This is a genomic window from Arthrobacter sp. 05L417, from assembly GCF_056397865.1.
This window is the reverse complement of sequence record NZ_JBFTOG010000003.1, coordinates 332,576-347,303: the sequence shown is the minus strand read 5'-3', so window position 1 is coordinate 347,303 and position 14,728 is coordinate 332,576. Positions and strand designations below refer to the sequence as shown.

Below are 14,728 nucleotides of genomic sequence, written 5' to 3'. Positions count from 1 at the left end.
TGGATCCAGACACAACCGGGTCGCAGTTCTTGTCGTTTTGACGGCTCATAACGACAACAACTGCGACCTAGTTGGGTGAGGCGCGGGTGGCGGGTGGGACTCAGCCTTCGACGCCGAGCCGCTCCAGGATCAGCTGCTTGACGCGTCCGGCGTCGGCCTGCCCGCGGGTGGCCTTCATGACTCCGCCGACGATCGCACCGATGGCCTGGAGCTTGCCGCCGCGGATCTTCTCCGCGACGTCGGGCTGGGCCGCCAGTGCGGCGTCGATCGCTTCAAGCAGGGGGCCGTCGTCGGACACGACGGCGAGGCCGCGCTTCTCGACGATCTCGGCCGGGGTGCCCTCGCCGGCGAGGACGCCGTCGAGCACCTGCGAAGCCATCTTGTTGTTGATCTTGCCGCCCTCGACGAGCTTGTTTAGCTCCACGATGGTTTCCGGCGTGACGCCGAGTTCGGAGGGATCGACGTCGGCGGTCTTGGCACGTCCGACGATCTCGCCCATCCACCACTTGCGGGCCACGGAGGCGCTGGCACCGGCGGCGATGGTCTCCTCGATGGAGTCCATGACGCCGGCGTTCACGACGTCGCGGAACTCGAGGTCCGAATAGCCCCAGTCGGCCTGGAGCCGCTTGCGGCGGGCCGCGGGCGGCTCGGGCAAGGTGGCGCGGAGTTCTTCAACCCATTCACGGGACGCGAGGACCGGAACGAGGTCCGGCTCCGGGAAGTAGCGGTAGTCGTCGGCGTCGGACTTTGCCCGGCCCGACGTCGTCGTGCGCGTGTCTTCGTGCCAGTGGCGCGTTTCCTGGATGACCGGCTCACCGGAGTCCAGGACGGCGGCGTGACGCTGGATTTCGTAACGGACGGCGTGCTCGACGGCGCGCAGAGAGTTGACGTTCTTCGTCTCGGAACGGATGCCGAAACGTTCGCGGCCGTGCGGGCGCAGGGAGACGTTGGCATCGCAACGGACGTTGCCGCGTTCCATCTTGGCATCGGAAACGCCGAGGTTCTTGACGATTTCGCGCACTGCGGCGACGTAGGCCTTGGCGAGTTCGGGTGCGCGGCTGCCGGCGCCCTCGATCGGCTTGGTGACGATTTCCACGAGCGGAACACCGGAACGGTTGTAGTCCACCAGCGAGTAGTCGGCACCCTGGATGCGTCCGGTGGCGCCACCCATGTGGGTGAGCTTGCCGGCGTCCTCTTCCATATGTGCGCGCTCGATCTCGACGCGGAACACCGTTCCGTCCGAGAGTTCGATGTCCAGGTAGCCGTCATACGCGATGGGCTCGTCGTACTGGGACGTCTGGAAGTTCTTCGGGGTGTCCGGGTAGAAGTAGTTCTTCCGGGCGAAGCGGCACGACTCGGCGATCTTGCAGTTCAGGGCAAGGCCGATCTTGATGGAGGATTCCACTGCCGTCTTGTTCACCACGGGCAGGACGCCGGGCATGCCCAGGTCCACCTCGTTGACGTTGGTGTTCGGCTCGTCGCCGAAGACGTTCGGGGCGGAGGAGAACATCTTGGTCTTGGTGTTGAGCTCCACGTGGACCTCGAAGCCAAGGACGGGATCGTACTTCTCCATGGCCTCTTCGAAGCTGAGGATGGCGTCGGTAGACATCAGTTGGAACCTCCGGCGGTGTTGAATGCGGTACCGAGACCTGCGTTTTTCAATTCAGGTGCCTTCGCCAACAGCGGGCCGCCCCACTTCTCTTCGAGCAAGGATTCAAGGACAGCACCCACGCGGTACAGGCGGGCGTCCTCGCGGGCAGGCGCCAGCAGCTGGATGCCTACGGGCAGGCCGTCTTCGTCGGCCAGGCCGCCAGGCAGGGACAATCCGGGGATACCGGCCATGTTCGCCGGGATGGTGGCGACGTCGTTGAGGTACATGGCCAGCGGATCGTCCAGCTTCTCCCCCAGCTTGAAGGCCGTGGTCGGGGCTGTCGGCGAAATCAGGACGTCGGCCTGCGCGAACGCGGCATCGAAGTCGCGTTGGATGAGCGTGCGGACCTTCTGCGCCGAACCGTAGTAGGCGTCGTAGTAGCCCGCGCTCAGGGCGTAAGTGCCCAGGATGATGCGGCGCTTGACCTCATCGCCGAAACCGGCGGCGCGGGTAGCGGCCATGACGCGTTCGATCGTCATGGGACCGTCCTCGGGCAGGACGCGCAAGCCGTAGCGCACGCCGTCGAACTTCGCCAGGTTGCTGGAAACCTCGGAAGGCATGATCAGGTAGTAGGCGCCCAGCGCGTACTTGAAGTTGGGGCAGGAAACCTCGACGATTTCCGCACCAGCCTCCTTGAGCAGCTCAAGGGACTCGTTGAAACGGTTCTCGACGCCGGCCTGGTAGCCCTCGCCGTGGAGTTCCTTAACGATGCCGATCTTCATGCCCGTGACGTTGCCCGTCTTGGCTGCGGCAACGAGCGTGTCGAAGGGGTCCGTCAGCGAGGTGGAGTCGAAGGGGTCATGGCCGCCGATGACTTCCTGCAGCAAGGCCGAGTCCAGCACGGTCCGCGAAACCGGACCGATCTGGTCCAGCGACGACGCCATGGCAATGGCACCGTAGCGGGAAACGGCACCATAGGTGGGCTTCATGCCGACCGTGCCGGTGACGGCGCCGGGCTGGCGGATGGATCCGCCGGTGTCCGTGCCAAGGGCCAGCGGAGCTTCGAAAGCGGCGACGGCGGCCGCGGAGCCACCGCCCGAGCCGCCGGGAATGCGGTCCAGGTCCCACGGGTTGCGGGTGGGGCCGTACGCCGAGTGTTCCGTGGAGGAACCCATGGCGAATTCGTCCAGGTTGGTCTTGCCCAGGATGGGCATCTTCGCAGCGCGCAGCTTCTTGATGACGGTGGCGTCATAGGGACTGTGCCAGCCCTCGAGGATCTTGGAACCGGCCGTGGTGGGCTGGCCAATGGTGACGATGAGGTCCTTGACGGCGATCGGTACGCCAGCGAGCTCGTGGAGCGCTTCGGCCTCGGCACCACCGGCGGCGCGGATCGCGTCCACCTCGGCGGCGACCGCGAGCGCCTCTTCAGCGTTGACGTGCAAAAAAGCATGGATGCCGTCGGACCCGCCGTCTACAAGGGCAATGCGGTCCAGGTACGCCTGCGTGACCTCAACGGACGTGACCTCGCGCGCGGCCAGCTTGGCGGCCAACTGTGCTGCGGACAGGCGGATGAGTTCGGAGTTGTTCAATTCAGTCATCGCTTAGTCCTCATCCAGGATTGCCGGAACCTTGAAGCGGCCCTCGAAGGAATCCGGAGCCCCGGACAAAGCCTGCTCGGCCGTGAACGTGTGGCCCACGACGTCCTCGCGGAACACGTTGTTCAACGGAATCGGGTGGGACGTGGCCGGGACATCGTCCCCGGCGGCTTCGCTGACGGACTTCACCGAATCCACGATGACGGCAAGCTCGCCGGCCATCCTGTCCAGCTCTTCGGCACTCATTTCAATGTGAGCCAGACGCGCAAGATGCGCGACGTCGTCACGGTTGATCGCAGCCATGGATCTCCCCTGCAAAGTTCAAATGGTTTTCCGGACTAGTCTACGTGGCTTGGACGACGAACAACGCGGGGTCACTTACGGCCCATCCGGAGGTCCCGAATGGGCCGTAAGTGACCCCGCGTTGCTGGTTGCTTTGCTACCCGATGCCGATGGCTCCCGTCAGCATGCCCACTGCGAGCATGACGACGGAGATGACCGCCGTGCGCCACAGGACCTTCTTGTGGTGGTCTCCCAGTTCTACCTTGGCCAGGGACACCAGGAGCAGGATCGCGGGGACCAGGGGGCTCTGGAGGTGGAAGGGCTGGCCGGTGATGGAGGCTCGGGCCATTTCCGCGCCGCTGATGCCGTAGTGCGCGGCGGTTTCGCTCAGGACCGGCAGGACGCCGAAGTAGAAGGCGTCGTTGCTCATGAAGAAGGTCATCGGAATGCTGAGCAGCCCGGTGATGACGGCCATGAACGGACCCATCTCGGCGGGGATGATGTGCACCAGCCACGCGGACATTTCCTTGACCATGCCCGTGCCGTTGAGGACACCAGTGAGGACAGCGGCCGCCATGACCATGCTGACCACGGCCACGATGGACGGTGCGTGGGCAACGAGCTGCGCGCCTTGTTCCTTGACCTTGGGGAAGTTCACCAGGAGGGCAATCGCGGAACCCACCATGAAGACGTAGGGCAGCGGCACCAGGTTGGCCACCAGCATGACCATGACAGCAACCGTCAGGCCGAGGTTGAACCAGAAGAGCTTCGGGCGCAGGGTCTTGCGGTTCGGATCGAGTGCGGTGTCGGTCAGGCCGGTATCGGCGAGGTCCACGACGGTTTCGGTGCGTTCCAGGACCACGACGCCGGTGCCGCCGCCGGTGCCAGGCTTAGCGGCGGTGCGCCCCGGGCCGAAACCGCGGCCCGAGGAGCCGGTGCCAGAACCGCCGCGGTGCGTGCCGCCGTCGAACACGTCGCCTGCGTCGGCGACGTCGCCCCAGATCTCGGGGGCCGTGGCACGGAGGCGGTTGCGTTCCTGCAGGCCCAAGAGCCAGGAGAACACGAAGACGACGACGAGGCCAGCGATGAGGGACGGGACCATCGGAACAAACACGTCGTTGACGTCGATCTTGAGGGCGGTGGCCGCACGGGCCGTGGGGCCACCCCACGGCAGGATGTTCATGGTGCCGTTGGCCAGGCCGGCCACACAGGTCAGGACCACGGGGCTCATCTTCAAACGGAGGTAGACGGGCAGCATCGCCGCGGTGGTGAGGATGAAGGTGGTGGAGCCGTCGCCGTCGAGCGATACAGCGGCCGCGAGGATGGCGGTGCCCAGGACCACTTTGGCGGGGTCGTTGCCCAGCTTGCGGAGAATGAACTTGACCAGTGGGTCGAACAGTCCGACGTCGATCATGAGTCCGAAGTACACGATCGCGAACATCAGGAGTGCGGCGGTGGACGTCATGGACTTCATCGAATCCATGACCATCGGCCCGATGCCAAGACCGGCACCGGCAAACAAACCGAAGACGGTGGGAACGATGATCAGCGCCAGAACGGGCGTCAACTTCTTTGTCATGATCAGGACCATGAACACCGCAATCATTGCGAATCCAAGCAATACCAGCACAGCCGGCTCCTTACTACAGTGAACGGCATCACGTCGATGTGATGCGCGATACAGAACTTATAGTGGCGACGCTCACAGCAAGGCGTTTGTGGGATTTGATGGACATACTGCTGATTGAGAGCATTTTGCTCATTGTGCTCAATGCTTCAATGGAGAGGTAGACGTAGAAATACAGCGCCGCTGCTGCCCAGCTCCAGCCGGCCAATCCCAGCCGGAAGGAGGCAGGATGCCCAGGCTTGCCTTGCGGTTCTCGACGCAGACCCTGCTCCTGCAACTCGGGGTCGTCCTCTTGGTGGTGCTGCTCAGCGGCAGTGTGCATGCGTGGCTCGTCTATGGGCGGATCGGCGCCGAAGCGGAAAACCAGGCGCTGACTTTGGCACGCACCGTGGCTTCGGATCCGGTGATCCGTGCCCAGGTCCAAGCCATCAGCAACGAGCCGGGAACACCGCCTCCCGGAGTGCTCGCGACCGGCCCCATCCAAGCAGCCGCCGAGGCTGCCAGGAGCCGCACTGGTGCTTTGTTCGTGGTAGTCACGGACGAGACCGGTTTGCGGCTGGCTCACCCGGATCTCGTCCGGCTCGGCGAACGGGTCAGCACGGATCCCTCGGACGCCCTCTCCGGGAAGGAAGTCACCACCCGGAACACGGGCACTCTGGGACCATCCGCGGGCGCCAAGGTCCCGGTTTTCGCTCCGGGTTCCGTGGCGACGGTGGTTGGCGAAGTCAGTGTGGGCTATTCCATGGAGTCGCTCGGCCAAAGCCTTGCCGAGGACATCGTCCCGATTGCCCTGACCGCGGCGGGCTCCTTGATTGCCGGCGTCTTGGCGTCCTTCCTCCTGCGCCGCCGCCTGCAACGCCTGACGCTGGGCCTCGAACCAGAAGAAATCAGCACCCTGGTACATGACCAGGTGGCCGTGCTTCAAGGCGTGGACGACGGCGTGATCGGCATTTCCGCCGATGGCCGCATCACGGTGTTCAATGCCGCGGCGAGGCGGCTGCTTGGTATGCCGGAAGCGTCGGGGACTCCTGGCTCCCCCGCCGCGGCCGGCTCGGACTGGTCCGGCGCCGACCTTGCCGGCACTGACTGGACAGGCACCGATTGGGAGAACGCCGCCGTCCCCGCACAGCTGAAGGCACTCACTGAACCCTCTGCGCACGACGCCGAAGCCGTGGAAATTGTTGCGGGCGGCCGGGTCTTGGTCGCCAACGCCCGCAAGGCACTGCACCGCAAGGAGGATCTCGGCTGGGTGGTCATGCTCAGGGACCGCACCGAGCTGCAGCAGCTGACACGCCAGCTCGACGCCGTGGGCACCATGTCCGCAGCGCTCCGGGCCCAGCGCCACGAATTCGCGAATCAGCTCCATACGATCGCCGGCTTCCTGAGCATCGGCCAACACGGCCAGGCCAAGGACTATCTCGCCAGGATCTCCGCCACCGGTCCCCTGAAGTTTCCCGTGCAGCAAGCCGAGCTCCTGCAGGATCCTTATCTGCAAGCGTTCGTCGGCGCGAAGAGCGTGGAGGCGGACGAGCGAGGAGTGGCGTTGCGGATCGGCCCGGAGACACTAGTGAGGGAGCACGTCACCGAACCGCAGGACGTCACCACGGTGCTTGGCAACCTGATCGACAACGCCGTCAACGCCGCCGTCGCTGGCTCTTCGACGCAACGCTGGGTGGAGCTTGAGTTGCTCGACGAACCGGGGCCCGACGGCGGCACGCTGCACATCGTCGTCGCGGACTCCGGCGACGGCCTCGGCGGTGTCGAGCCCGAAAGGGTTTTCGTGGAAGGATTCACGACGGCGGAGCCCGCCGAAAGCGGTATCGCCAAGGCAGGCGGGCAGGGACTCGGACTCGCACTGGTCCGGCAACTCGCCCGCCGTCGCGGTGGCGACGTGCGCGTCCTGGACCCGGGCTCGCCCGGCGGTCCAGGCGCCGTCTTCATGGCCACGATGCCAGGGGTTACCGGCTCGCCGGGGGTTACCGGCTCGCCGGGGGATGCCCCGCCAGCTGGACCCTCCGGAGCAGCCGAACCCTCCGCAGCAGCCGAACGCAAGGAAGGACACCAGTGAGCGAAGACTTCAGGGTGTTGATTGTGGATGACGACTTCCATGTCGCCAAGCTCCATGCAGCCTACGTGGACTCCGTGGCCGGTTTCCTCGCCCTGGCCCCGGTGGGATCCACGGCGCAGGCGCTGCAGTCCGTGCATAGCCTTCGGCCGGATCTCGTGTTGCTGGACGTTTATCTGCCGGACGGTTCGGGCCTGGATCTCCTGGGCCAACTCGATGTGGATGCGATGATGCTGACCGCGGCTTCCGATGCCGTGTCCATCAGGACAGCCCTCCGGCGCGGGGCCTTGGCGTATCTGCTGAAACCGTTCACGGCTGAATCACTGTCGCAGCAATTGCGTTCCTATGCCAGATACCGGCGAATCCTCGGGCGACAGCATGCGGTGGACCAGGACACGATCGAACGGGCCAAGCGGGCGCTCGTCGCCGGGGACGTCGCGCCGTCGGGAAAGCCGCGATCGGCCACCGAAGCATCGGTGCTGGAATCCTTGGCACCGGGGGAACAATACTCAGCCACGGAAGTAGCGGAACGGGTGGGCGTCTCTCGCGCCACGGCGCAACGGTACCTCTCCTCGCTCGCCGACGATGGCGCCGTCGAAATCCAACTGCGTTACGGCAGCACCGGCCGCCCGGAACACCGCTACGGCGTCCCCGCGCGAACTGGCAGCAAATGACCCTTCCCGCCGTTCTTGAGGGCATCTACTGCCAGCTCGCGCCAACCTTTGATAGTTCTTAGGCGCTCTTCTGGGCTACGAGTTCGATTTCGACCAGCATTTCCGGGTCGAGGAACGGCAGGACGTGGACCAGGGAAAGGGTGGGCCGGATCTCGCCGAAGACTTCGCCGTGCGCGCGGCCGGCGTCTTCCCACTTGCTGATGTCGGTCAGGTAGAGCTTGGACTGCACGACGTCCTCGTAGTCGAACCCGGCGTCAGCCAGGACGGCACCCAGCTTTTCGAGGATGTACTTGGTCTGCGAGTAGAAGTCGTCGCCGACGATGCCATCAGGTCCGGACGCCGCCGTAGCCGAAATGAAGAGTGTGTTGTCCACCTGGACCGCACGGGAGTATCCAAGGGTCTGCTCCCAGACCGAGCCCGTGCCGAATGTCTTGCGCATGCCGCGCCTTTCTCAGTTTCCGCACCCGGCCCGATGACCGGGGTTTACGAGGAAACTTTATGGCTGGCGGACATCCTGCCGGTAAACGAACAGCTTTATGTCGGTCCCGGGAACAAACCAATCACGCTCCGGCTCCCTCTCGAATCCGGTCTTGGCGTAGAGTGCATTGGCGCTTTCCCACGTCGCGCCTGTGGTGAGGGAAACGGCGTTGATGCCATCTATGGAGCGGGCTTGGTCGACGACCGCCTGTACGAGCGCGCGTCCCGCGCCGGAGCGCTGCACGTCCGGATCAACTACCAACGTGCGCATTTCGAGTTCGTCCGGAAGGCCAATGTCAGAAAAGTCGCCTCCCGCCTTGGCCGAGGTGACGGAGCCGATAACCTGGCCATCACGTTCGGCGACGAAGACATCGGCGTACCGCGCGCGGCCGGCCACATCGCGCAGCTTCTCCAGGTACGGGTGGTCCGGGCTGCCATAGTAGCCAGCGGTCACGTAAGACGCCATCGTGATACGGGCTACGGCGTCGTAGTCTTCGGGCAGGGCGGGACGGACGGTAATCTGCGAATGCACTGATCCATGGTAGTCGCGGCCGAGGTGCCGCGGGTGCCAAAGCGGTGTTTCCGTGACCGAACTATCACCCCGGACCCGACGCTCGCTCAGATACATGCCCCAATCCCTCGACGCTCGCTCAGCTATGAGTGAGCGCGCGTCGGCAGAATACCCCACATAGGTGAGCGAGCGTCTTAAAGTACGACGGCGGCGGGCGACTTTGCGTCGTCCCGCCTCGGACGCTCGCTCAGATATCCACCCTGATCCCCCAACGCCCGCTCAGATACAAGGCCGTTCCGCCCAATGCCCGCTCAGATATAGGTGAGCGAGCGTGGAGGGAAAACCTCATATGGGTGAGCGAGCGTCGGCGGAACACCCCCATATAGGTGAGCGAGCGTGGAGGAGAAACCCCACACAGGTGAGCGAGCGTTGGGGCCGCTCAAACATTGCTTCGCGTGGCGCCAGATTGAGTCCGGTTTCCGGCTGTGAAGCCCGGTTTCCTGCTGTTGCGGGAAGGTTTCGCGATGCTGGCGCGGGGCGGGGTTCGCGTGGTTGATTGGCGGCCAGGACACAACGAAAGGAACCCCACATGAGTCCCCAGCAACGCACACTCCACCTCAACGCATTCCTCATGAGCACCGGACACCACGAGGCTTCGTGGCGGCTGCCTGAAAGCAACCCGCGCGCGAGCACCGACATCCGGCACTACCAAAACCTCGCACGGATTGCCGAGCGTGGCACGTTCGACTCCATCTTCTTCGCCGACTCCCCCGTGATCTTCGGCGACGTCGGACGCCGTCCCGCGGGCAAGCTGGAACCGACGGTGTTGCTCACCGCGATCGCGGCTGCCACCGAAAAGATCGGCCTCATCGCCACGGCGTCCACCACGTACAACGATCCCTTCAACCTGGCCAGGCGCTTCGCTTCGGTGGACTTCGTCAGCGGCGGGAGGGCCGGATGGAACGTGGTGACCACAGCCGGGCCGGAGGCCGCGCGGAACTTCGGCATCGACGACCAGCCCGCCCATGCCGCCCGCTATGAACGGGCCGCCGAGTTCCTGGAAGTGGCCGCCAAGCTCTGGGACAGCTGGGAGGACGACGCCGTCATCGCTGACAAGGAAGCCGGCGTCTGGGCAGACTCAGCCAAGGTCCGGCCCATCAACCACGTGGGCAAGCACTTCCGGGTCCGCGGGCCGCTCAATGTGCCGCGCTCTCCCCAAGGCCATCCCCTGATCGTCCAGGCGGGCTCCTCCGAAAATGGCAAGGGCCTGGCCGCCAGGTACGCCGAGGCCGTGTTCACGGCCCAGCAAACCCTTGAAGATGCCCAGGCGTTCTACGGAGACCTGAAGGCACGGACAGTCGCACTCGGCCGGACGGCTGAGAGCATCAAGATCCTGCCGGGAATTGTCCCGGTGATCGCCGCCACCCATGCCGAAGCGCTGCGCCTGGAACGTGAACTGGATGAGCTGATCCGCCCCGAATACGCGAGGGCCGAGCTGGCCAAGACGCTCCGCGTGAAGCCCGAGGACTTGCCCCTCGACCGCCAACTTCCCGCCGATCTTCCCAACGAGGACTCGATCGAAGGAGCGAAGAGCCGCTATACCCTCATTGTGGAGCTTGCCCGCCGCGAAAAGCTTACGGTACGCCAGCTGATCGGCAGGCTGGGCGGCGGCCGCGGCCATCTGACCTTCGCGGGAACGCCGGAACAAGTGGCCAACGCGATCCAGCTGTGGTTCGAAAACGGCGCGGCCGACGGCTTCAACATCATGCCGGCCGTTCTACCGTCGGGTCTCGAAACCTTTGTTGACCACGTGGTGCCGGTGCTGCGCCAACGGGGGCTGTTCCGCACCGAATACACGGGCAGCACGCTGCGGGACCACTACGGCTTGGAACGCCCGGCCAACCGCTTCTCGGAGATCGGGTCGCTCGCCGCAGCCGGGGCTTAACAACGAAAGTCCAGCGGCGCAGGCAGCCACAACTCCCCGACGACGGCGGCCATCCCGCCGTCGTCGGGGCCCCTGACGCCACCTTAGAGCGGGAACTTGCCCGAGAGCTCGAGGGTTCCCGCGCAGGTCCACGCTTCCAAGCGGTCCGCATCCGTGGGGCCGCCGTCCAGCGGGCTGGTCAACCGTGGGCGGCGGACCCAGCAGCCGGCTTCCTCGGCGATCAAGGCACCCGCAGCGTAGTCATGTTCGTTGAGCCCGCGTTCTCCGAAGGCGTCGTGGGTTCCATCAGCCACGAGGCAGAGATCCAACGCGGCGGAGCCAAGCCTGCGGAGATCGGCAAAGCCTTCCATGAGGTTCCCAAGCCCGGCGAACTGCTCTGCCCTCGTGGCGGGATCGTAGCTGAACCCGGAGGCCACAATCAGTCCCGTCCGGCCCATGAGTGGTCCAGTCAGCTGGGTGCGCTGCCCGTTTTCTTCAAGCCATGCTCCGTGGCCGCGTGCCGCAGAGTAGATCCGTCCCAGCGCGGGGGCGTTGACGACGCCGGCCAGCCAGACCCCGTCGGCATCCGCAACGGCCACGGACGTGGCGTAGTAGACGATATTCCGGATGAAGTTGGTAGTACCGTCCAGCGGGTCGATGGACCATCGGTAGCCACTGGGCTGCTCGGGCCGGGTGGTGCCATGCTCTTCGCCCGTGATGGTGTCATGCGGGCGGGTTGCCGTAATTGCGTCCCGCACAGCGTTCTCCGCCGCGACGTCGAAGGCCGTCACCCAGTCGCCGGCGTCGCCTTTGTTCACGACGCCGAGGTTCCCCGCCGAGTTGGGGCCGGCAGGCCGGGCGGCGAGCACCTCCGCCCCTGCCGCAGCAGCGGTGTGGGCGACAGCGAGAAGCTCCAAAATATCGGCCGTCATTCGGCGGGGTCCAGTTCCGCCGCGGCAGCGCCTGCCACAGCAACGGCTGCGTCTTCATCATCCTGAGCCGTGCCGCCGGCGGGTTCCAGAACGCCGTCGAGCAATGCTTTGAAGCCGTCCTCGTCCAACACCCGGATACCAAGCTGCTCGGCCTTGTCCAGCTTGGAGCCTGCGTTCTCCCCGGCCACGACGTAACTGGTGTTCTTGGAAACCGAGCCGGCTGCCTTGCCGCCCCTGATGATGATGGCTTCCTTGGCTTCGTCCCGGCTCAGCGTGGGCAGGGAGCCCGTCACCACGATGGTGAGTCCTTCCAGGTTCCGCTGGATGCCGGCGTCGCGATCGTCAACCATGCGCACCCCGGCCGCGGCCCAGCTGTCCACGATTTCCTGGTGCCAGTCAACGGCAAACCATTCCTTGAGTGCTGCTGCAATGGTCGGCCCTACCCCGTCGACGTTGGCCAGCTCCTCCTCGGAGGCAGCCCGGATGGCTTCCATGCTCCCCAGTGCCGTGGCCAGGGCCCGGGACGCTGTGGGGCCGACGTGCCGGATGGACAGGGCAACGAGGACGCGCCAGAGGGGTTGGGTCTTGGCTTTCTCCAGTTCCTTGAAGAGTTTGTCCGTGGTGGCTGTAGGTTTCGAAGGGGTCTTGGCAGTGGCCTTGGAATAGAAATACGGCACCAGTTCGTACGTTCCCGTGCCCACGCCTTTGGAGCGCTTCTCACGGCGGATGCGGACCTCGGCGAGATCCTCCGGAGCGAGGTTGAACAGGGCCGCCTCACTGCGCAGGGGCGGAGTTTCCGGTTCCGCCGGCTGGGTGAGCGCGATGGCTGCTTCCCACCCCAGTGCCTCAATGTCGAAAGCGCCCCTGCTGGCCACGTGGAAGACACGCTCGCGCAGCTGGGACGGGCACGACTTCGCGTTGGGGCAGCGGATATCGACGTCGCCTTCCTTCGCAGGAGCCAGGGGCGTGTGGCAGGACGGGCATTCCGTGGGCATCACGAACTCACGCACGGGGGGATCCTGCTGATCGCGGAGCGCCAATACCGGCCCGACGATCTCAGGAATGACATCGCCGGCCTTCCGGAGAATCACGACGTCGCCGATCATGACGCCCTTGGCCTTGACCACGTCCTGGTTGTGCAGGGTGGCCATCTCCACGGTGGATCCGGCCACCTTGACCGGTTCCATCACCCCGTAGGGAGTGACGCGGCCGGTGCGGCCGACGTTGACCTGGATGTCCAGAAGCTTGGTGTGGACTTCCTCCGGCGGGTATTTGTAGGCAACGGCCCAGCGAGGCACCCGCGAGGTGTAACCGAGGGCACGCTGCGTGGCGAAGTCGTCGATTTTGACCACGATGCCGTCGATCTCGTGCAGGAGGTCGTGCCGGTGTTCGCCGAAGTGCTTGATGAAGTCGAGGACCTCCTCAAAGGAGTCCAGCACCTTCAAATAGGGGCTGACGGGCAGGCCCCATTCCTCCAGCAGCTTGTACGTTTCAGACTGGCTCGTGGAGTCAAGGCCTTCGCGGGCTCCGATGCCATGGACGAACATCCGCAACGGACGTTTGGCCGTTTCCGCGGGGTCCTTCTGGCGCAGGGAGCCTGCGGCGGCGTTGCGGGGGTTGGCCAACGGCGCTTTGCCGGCCTCGATCAGCGCTTCGTTGAATTCAGCGAATGCCTTGGACGGAATGAAGACTTCGCCCCGGATTTCCACCTCGGACGGATATCCGCTGCCGCTGAGCTGGCGCGGGATCTCCTTGATGGTGAGCACGTTGTGGGTGATGTCCTCGCCCGTGGTGCCGTCTCCGCGCGTGGCGGCACGCACAAGTTTGCCATCGCGGTAGAGCAGGTTCACTGCAAGGCCGTCGATCTTCAGCTCCGTCAGCCATGCAATCCGGGAAGCCGCCGTCCCCAGCTTTTCGACCGAAGCCTCGGCCTTGCGGACCCACGCTTCCAACTCGTCCAGCGAGAAGACATCCTCGAGGCTGTACATCCTCTGAAGGTGCTCGACGGCGGCAAAAGCAGCCGACACCTCGCCGCCCACCTCCTGCGTGGGCGAATCGTTGGACACGAGCTCGGGATGCAGCGCCTCTAGCTCCTCGAGGCGGCGGTACAGGGAGTCGAACTCGGCATCCGAAACCGTCGGCGCATCTTCCTGGTAGTACGCGTAGCGGTACTTGCGGACGAGGTCTGCGAGGTTTTCGTACTCTTCCCGTACGGCTTCCGTTGGAACTGCGGTTTCACTCTCTGCTGTGCTCACGTACCTATCTTGCCGCAAAGGCGCGACAAAATAGGGCCGCTGGGCGACAAGCAGGAATCACAAGCAGGAATCAGTGCGTGAAGCGGTGGCGGCTCCACAACGCGAAGGCAATGCCGCCGGCCGCCACCAAAAGCACGCCGCCCATGATCGCAACTACGGCGAACATGTCCGAACCCGGCCCTTTGGCATTGCTCACCGAGGCAGCCTGGGTGGCCTTGAGCCCGTCCTGGATGGGGGTATTCCAATTGGACGACGCCGACGGCGAGGCGCTCGCCGTCGGGCTGTCCGACGGGGTCGCCGAGCTGGAGACCGCAGGAGCCTCCGACGGCGCCATGCTGGGTTCCGGTTCCACAGGCACCTGCGTCACGGGTGCGGGCGCGGCGGGCGCCACCGGGGCTGGTTGAACCGGCGCGGGTGCCGGCAGCACGACGGGTGGCTTGGACGGCGCGGGATCCACCACCTTCGGCTGGGTCGGCTCAGGTGGTACAGGTGCCGGGTCCGGGGCGGGCGAGGTGGGCGAAACTTGTCCCTGCCCGGGAGCCACGATGGTCTCCGCGTGGGCCGAAAGCAAGGGGAAGGCGCACATCGCCACAGCCATGGCAATGCCCGCGAGGGCAACGGAGAACGGACGTCGCACAGCGGCACGGGTCGCGCCGCCAGAACGCGCGGAGGAGCGTTGGGTCATGTTTACCTCTGCAGGACGGCACGGGCCGCCCGGAGTTGGGGTGGTATTGACCGGAATCTTCCTACATAGTCCGGGCGTGTCGCAAATCCCGTTCCCCAAAATCGCCGTCG

At 65.2% G+C, this 14,728-nt stretch carries 12 protein-coding genes; 3 read left to right on the top strand and 9 right to left on the bottom strand.

The features are described from left to right. Positions 1–100: 100 nt before the first annotated feature. The 4 genes from gatB to AC1DJW_RS04865 all read right to left on the bottom strand — a co-directional run bounded on the left by gatB (position 101) and on the right by AC1DJW_RS04865 (position 5,098). Positions 101–1,609 (bottom strand): Asp-tRNA(Asn)/Glu-tRNA(Gln) amidotransferase subunit GatB, encoded by a 1,509-nt coding sequence (gene gatB, locus AC1DJW_RS04880; protein WP_284989768.1) that lies wholly within the window; start codon positions 1,607–1,609, stop codon positions 101–103. After that, positions 1,609–3,189 (bottom strand): Asp-tRNA(Asn)/Glu-tRNA(Gln) amidotransferase subunit GatA, encoded by a 1,581-nt coding sequence (gene gatA, locus AC1DJW_RS04875; protein WP_476900847.1) that lies wholly within the window; start codon positions 3,187–3,189, stop codon positions 1,609–1,611. The genes gatB and gatA overlap by 1 nt, the downstream gene beginning before the upstream one ends. Positions 3,190–3,192: 3 nt before the next feature. Beyond that, on the bottom strand, positions 3,193–3,489 hold the full coding sequence (gatC, locus tag AC1DJW_RS04870) for an Asp-tRNA(Asn)/Glu-tRNA(Gln) amidotransferase subunit GatC (RefSeq protein WP_184736130.1): 297 nt from the start codon (positions 3,487–3,489) through the stop codon (positions 3,193–3,195). Between the two features lie 136 nt (positions 3,490–3,625). Further along, on the bottom strand, positions 3,626–5,098 hold the full coding sequence (locus AC1DJW_RS04865) for a CitMHS family transporter (protein WP_476900846.1): 1,473 nt from the start codon (positions 5,096–5,098) through the stop codon (positions 3,626–3,628). A 226-nt stretch (positions 5,099–5,324) separates the two neighbouring features. Between AC1DJW_RS04865 and AC1DJW_RS04860 the strand changes: the two genes are divergently transcribed. Together AC1DJW_RS04860 and AC1DJW_RS04855 are read left to right on the top strand one after the other, a co-directional pair. Further along, positions 5,325–7,163, top strand: coding sequence for a sensor histidine kinase (locus AC1DJW_RS04860; RefSeq protein ID WP_476900845.1), 1,839 nt, complete (start codon positions 5,325–5,327; stop codon positions 7,161–7,163). Next, entirely contained in the window at positions 7,160–7,834 is a 675-nt protein-coding gene (locus tag AC1DJW_RS04855) for a response regulator (protein WP_284751375.1), read from the top strand. The genes AC1DJW_RS04860 and AC1DJW_RS04855 overlap by 4 nt, the downstream gene beginning before the upstream one ends. Positions 7,835–7,892: 58 nt before the next feature. Here the strand turns inward: AC1DJW_RS04855 and AC1DJW_RS04850 are convergent, their stop codons facing one another. Together AC1DJW_RS04850 and AC1DJW_RS04845 are read right to left on the bottom strand one after the other, a co-directional pair. After that, complete coding sequence (locus AC1DJW_RS04850) at positions 7,893–8,273, bottom strand: RidA family protein (RefSeq protein ID WP_078105825.1); 381 nt, start codon at positions 8,271–8,273, stop codon at positions 7,893–7,895. A gap of 57 nt (positions 8,274–8,330) precedes the next feature. Then, on the bottom strand, positions 8,331–8,843 hold the full coding sequence (locus AC1DJW_RS04845; protein ID WP_284751376.1) for a GNAT family N-acetyltransferase: 513 nt from the start codon (positions 8,841–8,843) through the stop codon (positions 8,331–8,333). A gap of 568 nt (positions 8,844–9,411) precedes the next feature. Between AC1DJW_RS04845 and AC1DJW_RS04840 the strand changes: the two genes are divergently transcribed. Next, positions 9,412–10,767 carry an LLM class flavin-dependent oxidoreductase gene (locus tag AC1DJW_RS04840; RefSeq protein ID WP_459340575.1) on the top strand — a complete coding sequence of 452 codons (1,356 nt, stop codon included), beginning with the start codon at positions 9,412–9,414 and terminating at the stop codon, positions 10,765–10,767. An 83-nt stretch (positions 10,768–10,850) separates the two neighbouring features. Here AC1DJW_RS04840 and AC1DJW_RS04835 read toward each other — a convergent pair whose 3' ends face one another. The 3 genes from AC1DJW_RS04835 to AC1DJW_RS04825 all read right to left on the bottom strand — a co-directional run bounded on the left by AC1DJW_RS04835 (position 10,851) and on the right by AC1DJW_RS04825 (position 14,618). Further along, positions 10,851–11,678, bottom strand: a complete 828-nt coding sequence (locus AC1DJW_RS04835; RefSeq protein ID WP_459340576.1) for an inositol monophosphatase family protein — start codon at positions 11,676–11,678, stop codon at positions 10,851–10,853. Further along, on the bottom strand, positions 11,675–13,933 hold the full coding sequence (gene ligA, locus AC1DJW_RS04830) for an NAD-dependent DNA ligase LigA (protein WP_476900844.1): 2,259 nt from the start codon (positions 13,931–13,933) through the stop codon (positions 11,675–11,677). The genes AC1DJW_RS04835 and ligA overlap by 4 nt, the downstream gene beginning before the upstream one ends. Positions 13,934–14,003: 70 nt before the next feature. After that, on the bottom strand, positions 14,004–14,618 hold the full coding sequence (locus AC1DJW_RS04825; RefSeq protein WP_390282993.1) for a hypothetical protein: 615 nt from the start codon (positions 14,616–14,618) through the stop codon (positions 14,004–14,006). Positions 14,619–14,728 lie beyond the last annotated feature (110 nt).